This window comes from Erythrobacter westpacificensis (genome assembly GCF_039542285.1).
Lineage (GTDB): Bacteria > Pseudomonadota > Alphaproteobacteria > Sphingomonadales > Sphingomonadaceae > Alteraurantiacibacter > Alteraurantiacibacter westpacificensis.
The window spans coordinates 504,551-520,335 of record NZ_BAABHV010000010.1 but is presented as its reverse complement, the minus strand read 5'-3'; the positions used below and the strand labels follow the sequence as shown (position 1 = coordinate 520,335).

At 64.6% G+C, this 15,785-nt stretch carries 15 protein-coding genes and 1 tRNA gene; 10 read left to right on the top strand and 6 right to left on the bottom strand.

Annotated elements, in window-relative coordinates; genetic code table 11:
- Positions 1-6: 6 nt before the first annotated feature.
- From ABFX23_RS10450 to ABFX23_RS10435, 4 genes are read left to right on the top strand one after another with little or no spacing between them, the layout of a single operon-like run.
- Complete coding sequence (locus tag ABFX23_RS10450; protein ID WP_346033000.1) at positions 7-1,152, top strand: serine hydrolase domain-containing protein; 1,146 nt, start codon at positions 7-9, stop codon at positions 1,150-1,152.
- Positions 1,153-1,162: 10 nt separating this feature from the next.
- Positions 1,163-2,740, top strand: coding sequence for a phytoene desaturase family protein (locus ABFX23_RS10445; RefSeq protein WP_346032999.1), 1,578 nt, complete (start codon positions 1,163-1,165; stop codon positions 2,738-2,740).
- Complete coding sequence (locus ABFX23_RS10440) at positions 2,737-2,952, top strand: hypothetical protein (RefSeq protein ID WP_346032998.1); 216 nt, start codon at positions 2,737-2,739, stop codon at positions 2,950-2,952. Before ABFX23_RS10445 ends, ABFX23_RS10440 begins: the two co-directional genes overlap by 4 nt.
- Positions 2,953-2,956: 4 nt before the next feature.
- On the top strand, positions 2,957-3,745 hold the full coding sequence (locus ABFX23_RS10435) for an SDR family NAD(P)-dependent oxidoreductase (RefSeq protein ID WP_346032997.1): 789 nt from the start codon (positions 2,957-2,959) through the stop codon (positions 3,743-3,745).
- Here the strand turns inward: ABFX23_RS10435 and ABFX23_RS10430 are convergent.
- From ABFX23_RS10430 to ABFX23_RS10410, 5 genes are read right to left on the bottom strand one after another with little or no spacing between them, the layout of a single operon-like run.
- On the bottom strand, positions 3,742-4,125 hold the full coding sequence (locus ABFX23_RS10430) for a hypothetical protein (protein ID WP_346032996.1): 384 nt from the start codon (positions 4,123-4,125) through the stop codon (positions 3,742-3,744). The two genes, ABFX23_RS10435 and ABFX23_RS10430, sit on opposite strands and share 4 nt — an antisense overlap.
- Before the next feature lie 60 nt (positions 4,126-4,185).
- The gene (locus ABFX23_RS10425) at positions 4,186-5,067 is read right to left on the bottom strand and encodes an NAD(P)-dependent oxidoreductase (protein WP_346032995.1); all 882 of its coding nucleotides are present in this window, start codon (positions 5,065-5,067) and stop codon (positions 4,186-4,188) included.
- An 18-nt stretch (positions 5,068-5,085) separates the two neighbouring features.
- Positions 5,086-5,910: an N-acyl homoserine lactonase family protein gene (locus ABFX23_RS10420; protein ID WP_346032994.1), complete on the bottom strand. Its 825-nt coding sequence runs from the start codon at positions 5,908-5,910 to the stop codon at positions 5,086-5,088.
- Between the two features lie 43 nt (positions 5,911-5,953).
- Positions 5,954-6,856: an MBL fold metallo-hydrolase gene (locus ABFX23_RS10415; RefSeq protein ID WP_346032993.1), complete on the bottom strand. Its 903-nt coding sequence runs from the start codon at positions 6,854-6,856 to the stop codon at positions 5,954-5,956.
- A gap of 22 nt (positions 6,857-6,878) precedes the next feature.
- On the bottom strand, positions 6,879-8,528 hold the full coding sequence (locus ABFX23_RS10410) for a GMC family oxidoreductase (RefSeq protein ID WP_346032992.1): 1,650 nt from the start codon (positions 8,526-8,528) through the stop codon (positions 6,879-6,881).
- Between the two features lie 109 nt (positions 8,529-8,637).
- Between ABFX23_RS10410 and ABFX23_RS10405 the strand changes: the two genes are divergently transcribed.
- From ABFX23_RS10405 to ABFX23_RS10380, 6 genes are all read left to right on the top strand, one after another.
- A tRNA-Leu gene (locus tag ABFX23_RS10405) sits at positions 8,638-8,723 on the top strand.
- Positions 8,724-8,851: 128 nt separating this feature from the next.
- On the top strand, positions 8,852-10,639 hold the full coding sequence (locus ABFX23_RS10400; RefSeq protein WP_346032991.1) for an acyltransferase family protein: 1,788 nt from the start codon (positions 8,852-8,854) through the stop codon (positions 10,637-10,639).
- Between the two features lie 159 nt (positions 10,640-10,798).
- Positions 10,799-11,428 (top strand): PilZ domain-containing protein, encoded by a 630-nt coding sequence (locus ABFX23_RS10395; protein ID WP_346032990.1) that lies wholly within the window; start codon positions 10,799-10,801, stop codon positions 11,426-11,428.
- A 91-nt stretch (positions 11,429-11,519) separates the two neighbouring features.
- Positions 11,520-13,124 (top strand): NAD(P)/FAD-dependent oxidoreductase, encoded by a 1,605-nt coding sequence (locus ABFX23_RS10390; protein ID WP_346032989.1) that lies wholly within the window; start codon positions 11,520-11,522, stop codon positions 13,122-13,124.
- Between the two features lie 3 nt (positions 13,125-13,127).
- Positions 13,128-13,529: a GtrA family protein gene (locus ABFX23_RS10385; RefSeq protein ID WP_346032988.1), complete on the top strand. Its 402-nt coding sequence runs from the start codon at positions 13,128-13,130 to the stop codon at positions 13,527-13,529.
- Positions 13,530-13,541: 12 nt separating this feature from the next.
- Positions 13,542-15,284: a hypothetical protein gene (locus ABFX23_RS10380; RefSeq protein WP_346032987.1), complete on the top strand. Its 1,743-nt coding sequence runs from the start codon at positions 13,542-13,544 to the stop codon at positions 15,282-15,284.
- Here ABFX23_RS10380 and msrB read toward each other — a convergent pair.
- On the bottom strand, positions 15,281-15,781 hold the full coding sequence (gene msrB, locus ABFX23_RS10375) for a peptide-methionine (R)-S-oxide reductase MsrB (RefSeq protein ID WP_346032986.1): 501 nt from the start codon (positions 15,779-15,781) through the stop codon (positions 15,281-15,283). The two genes, ABFX23_RS10380 and msrB, sit on opposite strands and share 4 nt — an antisense overlap.
- Positions 15,782-15,785: the final 4 nt, after the last annotated feature.

Below are 15,785 nucleotides of genomic sequence, written 5' to 3'. Positions count from 1 at the left end.
TTTGGCATGAGCAGGATCTGGCAGGAACGGCTCGACCATCTGAAAGCCGTGATCGAGGCCGATATCGAGCGCGGCGACTATTTCGGCGCGGTGCTGAAGATCGGGCGTGGTGACGTGGTGGTGTTCGAGGAAGCCATTGGCCACGCCTATGCGGACAAGCGGCGCCCGCTGAAGAACGACGATGTCTTCTCGCTGTTTTCCGTCACCAAGGCGTTCACCAACGTCCTGATGATGAAGGCGATCGAGGAAGGCCGCTTCCAGCTCACCACCAAGGTGAAGGAGGTGCTGCCGGAATTCACCGGGCAACCGCGCGAGGAAGCGACGTTCTACCACCTGCTTACCCACACCGCCGGGATGCCGGGCGTCTGGTCGCCCAAACCCGGCATGTATCTCGACCGTTTGCAGGAGCTGTTCGAGGAAAGCATTGCCAATGTCCACGGCGCGACGCCGCCGGGCGAGCGGTGCGACTATTCGCCGCTGGTGAACCACGTGCTGATGGGCACCGCGCTGGTGCGCACCGACCCCAAGGGCCGCAATTACCAGACGCTGCTGGCCGAGGACCTGTTCGAACCGCTGAAGATGCACTCCACCAGCATGGGCCTGCGTGCCGACCTCAACGAGCGGCACGTTCGCCCCGACATGCGCGGCACGGTGCCGATCAAGCACCTGTCGCGAAACCTCGAGGGCGATCATGCGCTGTTCGAGGACCCGGAAGTGGAGGCTCCGCATGTCGGTTGCGCGTCGACCTGCGGCGATCTGTGGCGATTTGCCGAGATGCTGCGGCGCGAGGGTGAGCTGGACGGTGTGCGCCTGCTGTCCCCGCGGATGGTGCGCCTCGCCCGCAAGGTGCACACCGGCGACAAGCCCAACGAACTTTATCGCGGCGTGGCGCTGCGGGCCGGGTGGGAAGTGCCGCCCGCCAACCAGGGCATCGGCTTCCAGGTTCGCGGGGAAGGCGTGTTCCACCACCTCTTCGGCCAGCTCTCCAGCCCGGAAACTTTCGGCAACTACGGCGCGGGTTCGACGATGTTCATGGTCGACCCGGAAGCGGACCTGTCTTTCAGCTTCCTCAGCGCCGGGGTGATGACGCAGGCCGCCAATATCGAGCGCATGGGCAAGCTTTCCGACATCGCGCTTTCCGCCTGTCTCTAGAGGATACCAAATGGCAGACGCAGACATCATCATCATCGGATCGGGCCACAACGGGTTGGTCGCGGGCGCCTATCTCGCCGTGGCGGGCAAGCGCGTGCTCGTGCTGGAACGCAACGAATGGCACGGTGGTGGCGTGGTCAGCCGGGAGCTGACGCGCCCCGGCTTCATGCACGACCAGCATTCGATGAGCCACATCTTCATCCAGGGTAATCCGCTGCTGGCGAGCGACGATCTTGGCCTGAAATCGAAATACGGCCTGAAATACGTCTTCCCCGACGTGCCGATGATGAGCGTTTGGGAAGACGGCACCACCCTCCCGCTCCACCGCGATCCAGCGAAAAGCGCAGAGGCCATCTCCCGCTTCTCGCAGAAGGACGCCGAGACGTTCCTCAAGATGAGCCAGCAGGCCGCGCAGTGGCTGCCGATGATCCAGGCGGGGCTCTATTCTCCGCCCATGCCGCAGGGCGCGCAGGCGGCGATGATGGACCAGTCGGTCGAGGGGCGTGAAATGTGGCGCACGACGCAGGTCTCCACCTTCGACCTGATGGAAGAACTGTTCGAGCACGAGAAAGTGCGCGCCCACTTTGGCCGGGTGGCGGGCGAGAACCTCGTCTCGCCCGATGAAAAGGCGACCGGCATCGGCGCCTACGTCTTCCTCGGCTTCCTCGAGAAATACGGCTTCGGCGTGCCGGTGGGCGGTTCGGGCAGTCTCACCAATGCGCTGATCGCCTGTATCGAGGGCCATGGCGGCAGCGTGCGCGCCTCCGCCAGCGTCCGCGAAGTGGCCACCGAAGGCGGCCGCGCGACGGGCGTGGTGCTGGACGATGGCGAGCGGCTGTCGGCTAGCGACGGCATTATCGGCGCGCTGCACCCGCATATCCTGCCCGATATGGTCGACGCCCTGCCCGCCGACGTAGGCCACCGCGCGAAACGCACCCATATCACCGATGCCGCCTGCTTCACCGTGCACGCCGCGCTCGATGCGCCGCTCGAATTCCGGGCGAAGCGCCACGATGGCGAGCCGCTTTCCGCCGTGATGTACGAGCTGATGCCCGCCAGTTACGAGGACATGCGCCGCGCCTTCGATGAATTGCGCTATGGCAACATGAGCCCCACCCCGCTGGTGGGCGTGGGCCAGTTGCCGCAGCACGATCCCACCCGCTGCCCCGAAGGCAAGTCCATCTTCCACGCCTGGGACTACGTGCCCTACACCCGGCAGGACGGCAGAAGCTGGGACGAGGCGAAGGGCGAATTCGCCGAAAAGATGATCGCGCAGATGGGCAAGTACATCGCCAACGTGCCCGATGTGGTGCTGGACTATCACTGCGACAGCCCTGTCGACATGGAGCGCACCAGCCCCAGCTTCTATCGCGGCGACCTGCACGGCATTGCCACCACCACCTACCAGTCCGGCAGCCACCGCCCGACGCCGGACCTTGGCCAGTACCGCGTGCCGGGCGTCGACAGGCTCTACCTCGTCGGCCCGTTCCAGCATCCGGGCGGCGGAGTGTTCGGGGCAGGGCGCGCCACCGCGATGGTCGCCGCCGAAGATCTCGGCATCGATTTTGACGAGGTGCGCGTGTCATGAAGATACACGCTGCCGACAAGAGCGAGCTGATGCAGGTCAGCAAGATCGAGCGGAAAGGGAACGACCTTGTCCTCAAAGGCAAGGTCTACGGCACCATGCCGATGACCGCGACGCTGACGCCGGAGGAGGCGAAGAACTTCCTCAAGCTGATGACGCCGAAGCTGGCGCTGTTCCTGCTCACCATGCCGTTTCGCAAATCGAAGAAGGATTGATCGCATGACCAGACGCCACGAGGGGAAGTCCATGCTGGTGACCGGCGCTGCCGGTGCCATCGGTTTTGCCACCTGCGAAATTCTCGCCCGTGAAGGGGCGCGGGTGATGATGGTGGATGTCGACGAAGGCGGGCTCGCAGAACGCGTGGAAGCCATGACCAAGGCCGGCTACGAAGCGATCGGCCACGTGGCGGACGTGTCCGACGAAGCGCAGACCATCGGCTATGCCGAGGCGGCGCTGGAGGCTTTCGGACAGGTTGACGGGTTCTTCAACAATGCCGGGATCGAAGGCAGTCTTGGGCCGACCCACACCTATGACGTCGATGAATTCGACAAGGTTCTGCGCGTGAACCTGCGCGGCATGTTCCTCGGGCTTCGCTACGTACTGCCCGACATGGTGCGGCGCGGATCGGGCGCGGTGGTGAACACTGCTTCCATCGGTTCCGAACGCGGCCTCGCGGGCGCCTGTGCCTACAATGCCGCGAAGCACGGCGCGGTCGGGCTGACGCGCACGGCGGCCAGCGAGGTCGCGCAGATGGGCGTGCGGGTAAACTGCGTGATGCCCGGCGTGATCGAGACGCCGCTGCTGGTCGGGATGCTGGAACAGATGTTCGACAGCGTGGAGGCCGGGATGCAGAAGCTGGGCGAAGTCGCGACGCTCAACCGCGTGGGCCAGCCGCGCGAGGTTGGCGACGTGGTCAGCTTCCTGCTTTCGGAAGAGGCCAGCTACGTCAACGGCGCCAAGTGGGAGATCGACGGCGGCGCGCTGGCCACCATTCGCAACGATATCTAGAGCCGCGAGACCACGAAGTTGGCGGCCATGCTGCCCCGGTTGGAGTTCGCCGTGCAGGCCACGGTCGAAACCTCCTCGTTCGCGAAATAGATTTCGCACACGCCGCGCACTTCGTAGGTGCGCCCATTCGGGAGGGTGACGGAAGAAACCGTCATGCGGCTGCCTTCGAAAATGCCGTTGAACTGCGTGCGGCTTTGCCAGCCGCGCTGGCCGAAGCTGATCTGCCCGTCGCTGATATGCACTTCGTTACAGGAGACGAGTTCACCCGGCGCAGCGCGTTCCTCGACCGCTTGCGGGTAGAGGCAGGTGCCGCTGTAGGTGCCGGTGGGCAGGGCATCGGCGGCGAATTGCGCGGCCAGAAGGAAGGCGAGACTCAGCATGGGGCCGAACATGCGCCTGAAACGGCCGACCCGCAATCGCGGTAACCATGATTCGTATGGTCAGCGCTCCGGGTCCAGCCCGGCGGCCTCCTCCACCACCTTGGCAATTGCGGTGAAATCGGCCTGCAGGCCTTCGCGTTCCAGCGTGCGCTCCAGGTAGTCAGCCACGATCCGGCCCAGCGGCAGGGGCACCTCGGCCGCGTCCGCTTCGTCCAGCAGCAGCTTCGTGTCCTTCAGGCTGAGCGCGGCGGCAAAGCCGAAGTCGAAGGTGCGCGGCAGGACGGATTGCGGCCACTTGTCGCGGGTGGCGGAATTGATGCCGGTGGATTGGTTCAGCACCTCGATCATGCGCGCCGGGTCCAGCCCCTGCTTGATGCCGAAAGCCATGCCTTCCGCCGTCACCCCGATGGCAACCGCGCCCAGCAGGTTGTTGACCAGCTTCATGGTCTGCCCGGCACCGGGCGTCTCGCCCATGTGCGTCGGCTTGCCCATGGCTTCGAGCAGGGGGCGCACCTCCTCGAAAGCCGCTTCCGGCCCACCGACCATTATGGAAATCGTGCCCGCCCTGGCACCGGCGATTCCGCCTGAAACGGGTGCATCGAGGCAGGCCGTCCTGCCTTCCAGCGCCTCTGCCAGCTCGGCGGCGAGTTGCGGGCCACTGGTGGAAAGGTCGCAGATGATGCGCGGAGCCTTGGTCGTCGCAATGCCATCCGCCCCCAGCACCGCCTCGCGCACGATTGGCGGGGTCGGCAGGCTGGTGAAAACGACGTCGCATCGCTCGCCAAGGGTCGCCGCGCTGCCCGCGGTTTCCGCCCCCTTTTCGACCAGCGCGGCGACGGCCTCTTCAGAAACATCGTGCACGAGCAACTGGCTGGTATGGCGCAGAAGGTTTTCCGCCATCGGGCCGCCCATGCGGCCAAGGCCCAGGAATCCAACAATCATGGCAAGCCGACGATCATGTTAAAGCATCTCCGTAACGGGTGTATGCGGGGGCAGGTCCACCAGCGCGATATCGTTTTCGCTCTCGAAACATGCCAGCACCAGCGGATCGTGTCCCGGTATCAGGTGATCGAGCGACCCGCCCGCAAGGTCCAGCGCGCGGGCCTGTGCGCGGGCGTAGTCCTCCTCGTCAACGAAGATCGGGAAGGGCAGCTTGCGCGTGATATTGGCGTAGAGGTGCGCCGCATCGCTGGCGAGCACCACGGGGCCGCGCGCCGTGTCGCACACCACCAGTTGCAGCCCGGCCGTGTGACCGTGCGCGAGGCGCAGCGCGATGCCGGGTGCGAATTCCTCGTCCCCGTCGTGAAAGACCACGCGGCCTGCGTAGAGCCGCCGCACCAGTTCGGCGACCGGCTCGCCATCGAACGGTGCGCGTGCCGTCTCGTCGCAGACATGGCGGCTGGTGGCCCAGGCAAGTTCGGCATCCTGCACGTGGAAACGGGCATTGGGGAAATCGTCGAGCCCGCCTGCATGGTCGTAGTGCAGGTGCGTGAGGATCACGTCCTCCACGCCCAGCCGGTCTATCCCCGCATCGCGCAGGCTCTTGCGGATGGGGCGGGTGATTTCGCGCCCGCGCGCTGCCGCCGCTTGCGCGCCGAAGCCTGTGTCCACGATCACGGGCGGATGGCCGTCGCGGTGGATGGCCCAGACATAATAATCGAGCGGCATCGGCAGGTCGTGATCGTCAACGGCTCGCGTGAAATTGGCCTGCGCGGTGCGCTCGTGCCGGGCGTAACGAATGGCCTGGATCGCGGTGACGGGCGCAGGATTTCCGGGCGGTCGCACGGTTAATTCAAGCTAGCTTGAGCTATTGTGGAGAAAGCCGGAATCACCGGTCCGCCACGCCAAGGCCGCGGAACCACGTCTCGCCATCGCTGCCGGTGACGAAATGGCCTGCCGTCGGCTCGAAGAAATGCATGCCCACCACCAGAGTGCCGCTATCGCGGTACTTCTCCACGAAGGCCTGCCGCGTTGCGCTGCCCGCCTCGCGGTTCATGTCGAACGTCGCGTGGCGATGCGGCATGGCGCACTGCATCGGATGGTGCATCAGGTCGCCTGTCACCACGGCGCGCTCGCCCTTGCTTTCGATCACCACGTGGATGTGGCCCGGAGTGTGGCCGTGGCTCGGTTCGGCAAAAATGCCCGGCGCGATCTGGTGATCGGCATCGATGAAGTCGACCAGCCCCGCCGCCACGATGGGATCGACGCTTTCCACCATGTGCTTGTCGTCGTGGTGGCCGTCCTTGCGCAAGTCGTTCTGCCACGCTTCGTATTCGGTCTTGCCGAACAGGTAGCGGGCGTTGGGAAAGGTCGGCCTGTATTCGCCCGTTTGCGGATCCTTGTAGGTGTTCCAGCCCACGTGATCGAAATGCAGGTGGGTGCAGAAGACGGTGTCCACGTCATTGTGGGTAATGCCGAGTTCGGCCAGGTCTTCGAGGAATCCCTCGGGCAGGTCCGTGAACACTTCGTACTCGCGCTCCCGCCCGGCACCGATGCAGGTATCGACCACGATGGTGCGATCGGGCGTTTGCAGCACGATGCCCTGGAAGTTCATCCGCATCTGCCCCTCTGGCGTGGCGTAATGGGGGTGGAGCCAGTCCATCGCCTTCACTTCCTCCGGCGTGGCATCGGGCATGGCCATGTGGATGTCATCCTGGAAGTCCCAGATCTCGACGATGCGGCTGATCTTCACATCGCCTACCTGCCAGGTCTTGATATGCTCCTTGGCCATGCGGACTCTCCCTCTCTCTCTCTTACTTATAGCGTGCGACGCTTTCGGGCGGCAGCTGCGCCGGTTCCATCGGCGGCTTGCCCAGGATGAAGTCGGCGCAGCGTTCGCCGATCATCACGCAGGGCGCATTGGTGTTGCCCCCGATCACCGTGGGCATGACGCTGGCATCGGCAACGCGCAGCCCCTCGAGCCCTTTCACGCGCAATTGCGGGTCGACCACCGTTTCGGCTGCCGCCGGATCGCCCATGCGGCAGGTGCCGACGGGGTGGTGGACGGTGTAGCCGGTCTCCCGGATGTAGGCGTCCCATTCATCGTCGCTCTGGCAATCGGGGCCGGGGGCGACTTCGGTGCCGTTGTAGCGGGCAAACGGCTTGCTGGCGAAAGCCTCTCGCGAGATTTTCAGCGCGCGGATCAGCGGCTTGATGTCGTCGGGATGCTCCAGCAGGTGCGGGTCGATCAGCGGGTCCGCAGCCGGATCGGGTGAGCCGAGCCGAACCGTGCCCCTGCTCTTGGGATAGAGCGCCACCGGGCTGATCGCATAGCCGTGGCCCAGCGGGAACGGTATCTTCGGATTGGTGAGCCGCTTCGCAGGCTGGAAGACGAACTGCACATCCGGCTTGGGCAGCGAGGGATCGGTGCGCAGAAAAGCTACGCTTTCGAATACGTTGCCCGCCAGAGGTCCGGTGCGTTTCAGCAGGTATTCGATGCCGTAATAGATGTCTCGCGGCAGCACCTTCCAGCTGATGCCGTAGCTGGTGGTGTCGTCCGTTTCCATGTGGATCGGGCTGGCGACATGATCCTGGTAGTTCCCGCCGACGCCTTCCAGCGAATGAACCACGTCGATGCCGTGTTCGCGCAAATGCTGGGCGGGGCCGATGCCGGAAAGCATCATGATCTGCGGCGTCTGCACCGTGCCCGCGCTCAGCACGATTTCGCGCCGCGCGCGGATCGTGCGCCCGTCGACCAGTTCGACCCCGGTGGCGCGGCCATTTTCCACCACGATGCGGGCAACGCGGGCGTCGGTCTGCACATGCACGTTTCCGTGCGCGAGCGCTGGCTTCAGCATCTGCTGCCACGTGCTTTGCCGCTGGCCGTTGCCGATCAGGCCCTGCCGCCTTCCGTAGCCTTCCGGGTCCGGCCCGTTGAAATCGGGGCAGGCGGGGAATTGCAGCGAGCCGAGCGCATCCATGAAGGCATAGTTCAGCGCATTCGGATTCTCGACCAGCTTGACGTTGATCGGCCCATCGGTGCCGTGGAAGACGCTTGCGGGATAATCCTCGTTGCGCTCCGTCCGGGTGAAATAGGGCAGCACCTCGCGGTACGACCAGCCCTTGCACCCGGCATCGGCCCAGTCGTCGTAATCGGTGGGGTGGCCGCGGAAATAGACCATGCCGTTGATAGCGCCCGAACCGCCCAGGACGCGCCCGCGCGGCACGCCGATCTGGCGGCCCGCCATGCCCGCCTGCGGCACCGTGGCAAAGCTCCAGTTGCTCGCCTTGCGCCCGATGGCGGCGGCGACGAAGCTGGGCACGTGGAAGAAGGGGTGCGTATCGTGCCCGCCCGCTTCCAGCACGCAGGTGGTGGAGCCAGTGTCCTCCCCCAGGCGTGCGGCCAGTGCGGCACCGGCAGAGCCTGCACCGATGACGATGAAATCGAATTCTGCTGCGCACATTATCTTTCGGCGCCTCTCCCTAACGAGCGTTACAGTGCGCGAGGCGGGGGGTGAAACGCAAGAGCCAATTGGCAAGGGCACCCGATAGCGGCTAGGGCGCTTGGCGAGTGCGGGCGTGGCGGAATGGTAGACGCCGGGGACTTAAAATCCCCTGTCCTTTGTGACGTGCCGGTTCGAGTCCGGCCGCCCGTACCAGCTTGTATTGCGGGCGTTTCATGCTCCTTGTCTCCGAAACGCACACGGCGACCGCTTCCGCCGACTTACCCCCACCGGCGCCGAACTAGAGATTGCCGGGCAGGCCTTCGACGCTATACAGCCGGGCCATGTGGGGTCAGACAGTACAACTGCGGCGGCCGGTGAGCGGGTTCGCCTCAACTCATCCATACTACGCGCATCTCGATGGAATCCGTGCGCTTGCCGTCCTGTCTGTCTTACTGTTCCACCTCGACCACTCGATCTTGCCCGGCGGGTTTATCGGAGTGGACGTTTTCTTCGTTCTTTCCGGCTACCTCATAACCGGGGTTATCCTCCGCGAGATAGAGCAGGGGCGGTTTTCCGTCGCCCGCTTCTATCAACGGCGCATCGCCCGTATTTTCCCGGCATTCGCGGTCGTCATAGCAGCAACCTACGTCGCCAGCCTCTATCTCTATTCGGCGCAGGATATCGCATCCGTGGGGACGAGTGGCGCGGCCGCCGCGCTGTCACTCATAAACATGAAACTGATCTTCCAGGGGGACTACTTCACCATTTCGCAGGATGCCCAGCCGCTCCTGCACTATTGGTCGCTGTCGGTAGAGGAACAGTTTTACTTCCTGTACCCGCTCGCGCTCCTTTGGCTGACGAAGCGGCGGATCCTGCCGCCGTTGCTGGGCGCGGCCGCGGTCAGCTTTGCCTGTGCAATCGTGCTCACTTACCTCGCGAAGGACATTGCCTTCTACACACTTCCCACGCGGGCATGGGAACTGCTGGGTGGAGGTGCCTTGGCTGTCTGGCACGCAAGACGCGAGGCAACGCGCCGACCCGGACTGGCCGAGCTTGGACTCGTGGGTCTGCTGCTGTCCTTCCTGTTCCTGGGCCCGGAGCATTTTCCAGGTCCGACGGCGGCATTCCCGGTTCTGGCAACGCTGGCAATTCTGGAGGGATCGCGGGCCGAGGGATCACGGGTTCAACGATATCTGGCGTGGCGTCCCGCAGTTGCCATAGGACTGCTCTCCTATTCGCTGTACCTTTGGCATTGGCCCATCTTCTCTTTCATCGACTACCGCCTTTTCGCAGCCTCGGCAGAAGTGCGACTTGCTCTCAAGGTGGTGCTTACAGTTGTGCTGTCGGTCGCGAGCTATTTTCTGATCGAGCGTCCGGCAAGAAGGTACTTCAACCGGCAGGGCATGGTTCGCGCAGCGCTGTTGTTCTTCGTGACCGGCGTGCTCGCTCTTTCGGCAGTCGGCTACTATCTTCGGGAAAGCCACTATCTCGGCGCGGATCGCGGGGACATTGCCGCCGGCGGAATCGAAGCCGTGTCCGGCCACGATCGAGACGTTCTCCTTCTCGGAGACAGCCAGGCCTACATGTATGCCCTCCAGTTGGCAGAACTGGCTCGCGAGGAAGAATTCAACCTGAGGGTAGCGGGCATGCCGGCGGGCAACCTCCTGCCTGGAGAAGAGGAAACGGTCTGGAGCGACGTCGCCAGCATGGTTGCGCGCGAGCAGCCCGACGTGATCGTGTTTGCCTATGCCTGGGGCATAAAGATCGGCGAGCATCCCGAGCGGCTCGCGCAGGCCATGCGCCACCTTACATCGCACACTGGCAACATCGTCCTCGTCCAGCAAATGCCGCTTCTGTCGGACGCCGTGACCCGCCAGTCGATCAGGGAAGGTCTGAGGCCACCATTCGTCGAGCCGGAAGACAGGGGCAGCAAACGCAGGTCAGGCGCGGCTGTGGTAGACACCTATGCCTCGCAGGCGACCATCGTGGACGTGTTTCCGATCTTCGACGGTCCCGATGGCACGAGGGTCATCGGCGAGGATGGACGCTTCCTCTATCAGGACGCCGGCCATCTTTCCGATTCAGGCGCCGCGCTGACGATGCCGCTGTTCGAAGAGGCGATCAGGTAACCGCGCCGAGTCTCCGCGCAAAAGGAGTGATCGGGCGGTTAACCACCAATCACAGGGAAATACGCATGGAAGCGCTCTAATGGCGGTAACGACAAGCCAATAGGAGTGAGGTCTGTCAGCAAGCTCGGCCAGCCCGGCCGCCGGCAACATGGGGACCATATGCACAACGCGCTACATCAGGACGAGGTGCTGTCGGGCGCCGGTAACGCTGCCGCCAGCGATGTCGAGCAACGCGCGGCAACACGTTACACCCTGCTGATCCGTGCCGCGAAGCTGTTGTGCAATGCCGGTGAATTCCTGTGCGTCATTCGCGACGTATCGGAAAGCGGGATCAGCGTGCGCACCTTCCATCGCCTGCCTCCCACGGCGCGCATGGTGGTGGAATTGCAAAACGGCGACCGGCACGAAATGGAGCCGATCTGGCAGAAGGACGACCGCGCCGGTTTCCGGTTCGTCCACCAGGCCGATATCAGCCGGATCATCGCCAGCCCCAGCCGCTATGCCAAGCGCGCCATCCGTCTCAATCTCAGCGCGTCCGCCGTGATCGAGACGATGGACGGACGACGCGAGGACGTGGAGATCGTGGACCTCTCGCAGCAGGGCGCGAAGGTCGCCTGCGAATGCCGTTTTGCGCTGGACGAGCGGGTGAAGATCTCGGCGGCGGGTTTGCCCGAAACCCATGCCAAGGTGCGCTGGCGCAAGGATGGCGGTTGCGGGCTGATCTTCGAGAACACCTACCAATACGGCGATTTCGCGCGCATCGCGGCAGACCTGCAACTGGGCGAATAAGCCTTCGCAACGCCTTGCTCGAACAGGCGTCTTAACCGGCTCATAACCATTTTCCTTCACTCCCGGTCAGGACCAACAACCGGGGGCATTCATGCACGATCTTTCCAATGGCAACGCGGGTTTCGCGAGCGGCGAAATCGAAGTCGACGTGGCCATTATCGGCGCGGGTCCGGCAGGGCTTACGGCGGGATACCTGCTGACGAAGCAGGGCAAGTCCGTCGCCATCATCGAGAAGGATGCCACCTACGTCGGCGGGATCAGCCGCACGGTCGAGCACGAGGGCTATCGCTTCGACATCGGCGGGCACCGCTTCTTCTCGAAGAGCCAGCAGGTGGTGGACCTGTGGAACGAGATCCTGCCCGACGATTTCATCCAGCGCCCGCGCATGAGCCGCATCTATTACGAGGGCAAGTTCTACAGCTATCCGCTGCGCGCGTTCGAAGCGCTGTGGAACCTCGGCGTGTGGCGTTCGACGCTTTGCATGCTCAGCTACGCAAAAGCCAAGGCCTTCCCGCAGCGCGATATCCGCAGCTTCGAGGACTGGACCAGCAACCAGTTCGGCAAGAAGCTGTATTCCATCTTCTTCAAGACCTACACCGAGAAGGTGTGGGGCATGCCCTGCAACGAGATGAGCGCTGACTGGGCCGCGCAGCGCATCAAGGGCCTATCCCTGTGGGGCGCGGTGGTCGACGGGCTGAAGCGCTCGCTCGGCCTCAACAAACTGAACGACGGCAGCGGCAAGCAGGCCAAGACGCTGCTCGAAACCTTCCGCTACCCGCGCCTTGGCCCCGGCATGATGTGGGAAGCCGCGCGCGACAAGATCGTGGCTACCGGCAAGGGCGAGGTGCTGATGGGCCATGCGCTCAAGCAGCTTGCCGCAGACGGCAAGGGCGGCTGGCGCATGACGACCGAGAGCGAGCAGGGCGAAGTGGTCATCCGCGCGAAGGACGCGATCAGCAGCGCCCCGATGCGCCAGCTCGCCGCGCGCATGCACCCGCTGCCTGAGACGACGCTGAACGCCAGCAATCTCAAATACCGCGACTTCCTGACCGTGGCCCTGATGATCCGCAGCGAGGACCTGTTCCCCGACAACTGGATCTACATCCACGATTCCAAGGTGAAGGTTGGCCGCGTGCAGAACTTCCGTTCGTGGTCGCCCGAAATGGTGCCGGATGAGAACGTGGCTTGCGTTGGCCTCGAATACTTCTGTTTCGAAGGTGACGGCCTGTGGTCGATGGACGACGATGATCTCGTCGAACTGGCCAAGAAGGAAATGCACATTCTCGGCCTCGTCGCGCCCGAAAAGGTGATTGGCGGCGCGGTGGTGCGGCAGGAAAAGGCCTATCCCGTCTATGACGAGGATTATGCCGCCAACGTCGATGCCATGCGCGCCGAACTGGAAGCGAAGTATCCCTCCCTGCACCTCGTCGGTCGCAACGGGATGCACCGCTACAACAACCAGGACCACGCCATGATGACGGCGATGCTGACGGTCGAGAACATCCTCGCCGGAGAGCACCTGTACGATACCTGGTGCGTCAACGAAGACGCCGAGTACCACGAGGCTGGCGACGAGGGCGCGGAGAAGGTGCTGCCCGAGAGCCGCAAGAGTGTGACCGAAGACCAGGCCGCCGCGCTTTCCTCCGTGCGGGACGTGCCGGAACGCGTTGCCTCCAAGGGCAAGAGGGCAGCCTAGGCCATGCCCGCCGTGTTCATGCGGATGATCGATACGCGGCTGGTGCGCTACCTGCTGGCGAGCGTGGGCGCGCTGGCTGTGGACATGGGCACGTTCCTTGCCCTGCTGTCGCTGGGTATCTGGGCGGCGGGCGCATCTGCCGTGGGCTATTGCCTCGGCATCGCGGCGCACTGGCTGATGAGCAGCCGCGCGGTCTTCATCGGCAATGTTGCCGAGCGCGGTGCGGCGCGCACGCGCCAGAAGGCGCTGTTCGTGATCTCCGCGCTGGTGGGCCTTGGCCTGACCACCGCAATCGTCTGGGCAGGCGATGCCAGCGGGTTCGACCCGCGCCTTGCCAAGCTGTTGGCGATTGCCGTCAGTTTCGTTGCCACATGGCTCCTACGCAGCCGCGTGGTTTTCCGTTAGGGACTTTGCCCGATGATCGGTCGGGGGTTCGAGTGGCGCAGGTTCGTGCGCACGTGGCAGGCGGTGCTGGCCGTGTGGCTGGCCTATGCCGTCGTGCGCATCGCCATCCAGCCGCTGCTGGGGTGGGAGCCTGTCGACCCCGATGACTGGACTCGCCTGTTGCAGGTGCGCGCCTGGCTGGACGGGCAGGCGTTCTGGGACGTCACGCAATACCGGATGAACCCACCCGAGGGCTTTTCCATGCACTGGTCGCGCCTGGTCGACCTGCCGCTGGCCGCGCTGATGCTGCTGTTCGGGGAGAGGGCCGCGCTGGTGCTGGTGCCGCTGCTGTGGCTACTGCCCGCACTCTTCGCCCTGCGCGCGATCATGCTGCGGCTGGATTTCCCGCCGCTGGCCTTGGCCTGTGGCCTGCTCATCATGCCGCTGTTCCCGATGGTGCCGGGCAATTTCGCACCCATGCGGATCGACCATCACGCGCCGCAGGCTGTGCTGGCGCTGGTATGCGTGGCGCTGCTGATCCGGGACTCGCGCTGGAGTGCAGTCGCCTGCGGGCTGTGCGCGGCGGCGTGGGTGGTGATCTCGCTGGAGGGCCTGCCACTCGTCGCCGTGATCGCGGGCCTCTACGGTGTGCGCTACTGGTTCGGAGAGCGCACCTTGCTGCCGTGGTTCCTCGGCTCGCTAGCCATCGCGGCGACGGCGCTCGCCTACGGTACGCGCGGCCCGCTCGACACCGCCTACTGCGACGTGCTGCTCCCGGGTCACCTGCTGACCTTCGCCGCCGCTGCGCTGATCGCGGCGATCATCCCCTTCCTGCCATGGCAGGACCGGGTTCAGGGCCGCCTGCTCGCGCTTGGTGCGATGGGACTGGTCTGCCTGCAACTGGCAAGCGCGCTGCTCGGTCCCTGTGCGACAAACCCGATGGCAGAGCTCGATCCCATGTTGCAGGAATGGTGGCACGGCATGATCGCCGAAGGTCTGCCGATCTGGGAGCAGTCGCCTTCGGTCGCGCTGTCGCTGGTGTGGACCATCGGCCTCATCGTGGTGGGCTGGTGGCGCGCGCATTGCCGAGGACTGTTCCACCAGGGCCGCGCCCTGCCCTGCACCCTGCTGTTCCTGTTCGCGCTGGCGGCAGGTGGCTATTCATTGCTGGTGATGCGCGAGGGCGTGGTGGCGCAGCTCTTGGCCATCCCCTTCGCGGCGCTGCTGATGGCGGAATTCCTGCCCAAGGCCCGCGCTATTGCCTCGCCGGTGCCGCGTATTGTCGCCACGCTGGCAGCCGTGGGTCTGACGACGCCGCTGTTTGCGAGTGCCCTTGTCGCCCCGCTGGACGACTACGTGTCCCGCGACGGCGTGCCGCCGGATGCGGAGGATTTCACACAGCGATGGGGCTGCAATTACGGTGCGCTCGCCGATCTTCCGCCCGGCCTCGTCATGGCGCCTTTCGATGGCGCGCTGGAGATACTCGGCAAGACCGATCACACGATCATGGCAGCCAGCTATCACCGCAACCAGCGCCCGATGGTGGACCTGCTGCTGGCGATGACCGGATCGGTCGACGAGGCCGAAGCCATCGTGCGCGAATACGGCATCGATTACGTGGTGATCTGTGGATCGGCGAGCGACGTGGCGTTCTACCGCACGGCCTCGCCGAACAATTTCGCGAATGCGCTCGTATCAGGCGAGCCTCCGGAGTGGCTCGAGCCAGCTCTGACCCCCAGCAACTCTTCGCTGCGCGTCTACCGCGTCGAGCGTTAGGCGGGGCGGAATTCCAGCGCCACGCCGTTGATGCAGTGGCGGTGGCCGGTCGGCTCCGGTCCGTCGTCGAAGCGGTGTCCAAGGTGCCCGCCGCAGTCGGCGCAGTGTTCTTCGGTGCGCGGATAGCCGAGGTTGTAGTCGGTCGAATATCCCACTGCGCCGTTGTCGATCGCACGCCAGAAGCTGGGCCAGCCGGTGCCGCTGTCGTACTTGTGCGCGCTGGAGAACAGGCGGTTGCCGCAGCCCTGGCAATGGTATGTGCCCCGGCGCTTCTCGTTATTCAGCGGGGAGGTGTAGGGCCGCTCCGTCGCGGCTTCGCGCAGCACGCGAAATTCCTGCGCGGTCAGGCGGCGACGCCATTCGGCTTCGGAATAGGATACCGGGAAGTTGCCCTGCGCACGCGCCTCGTTGCCGCCACAGGCGGCGAGGACGGGAACGGATGCTCCGGCACCTAGCCAGGCGAGGGCGGAGCGGCGATTGGCGGTAATCTTGGTCATGACA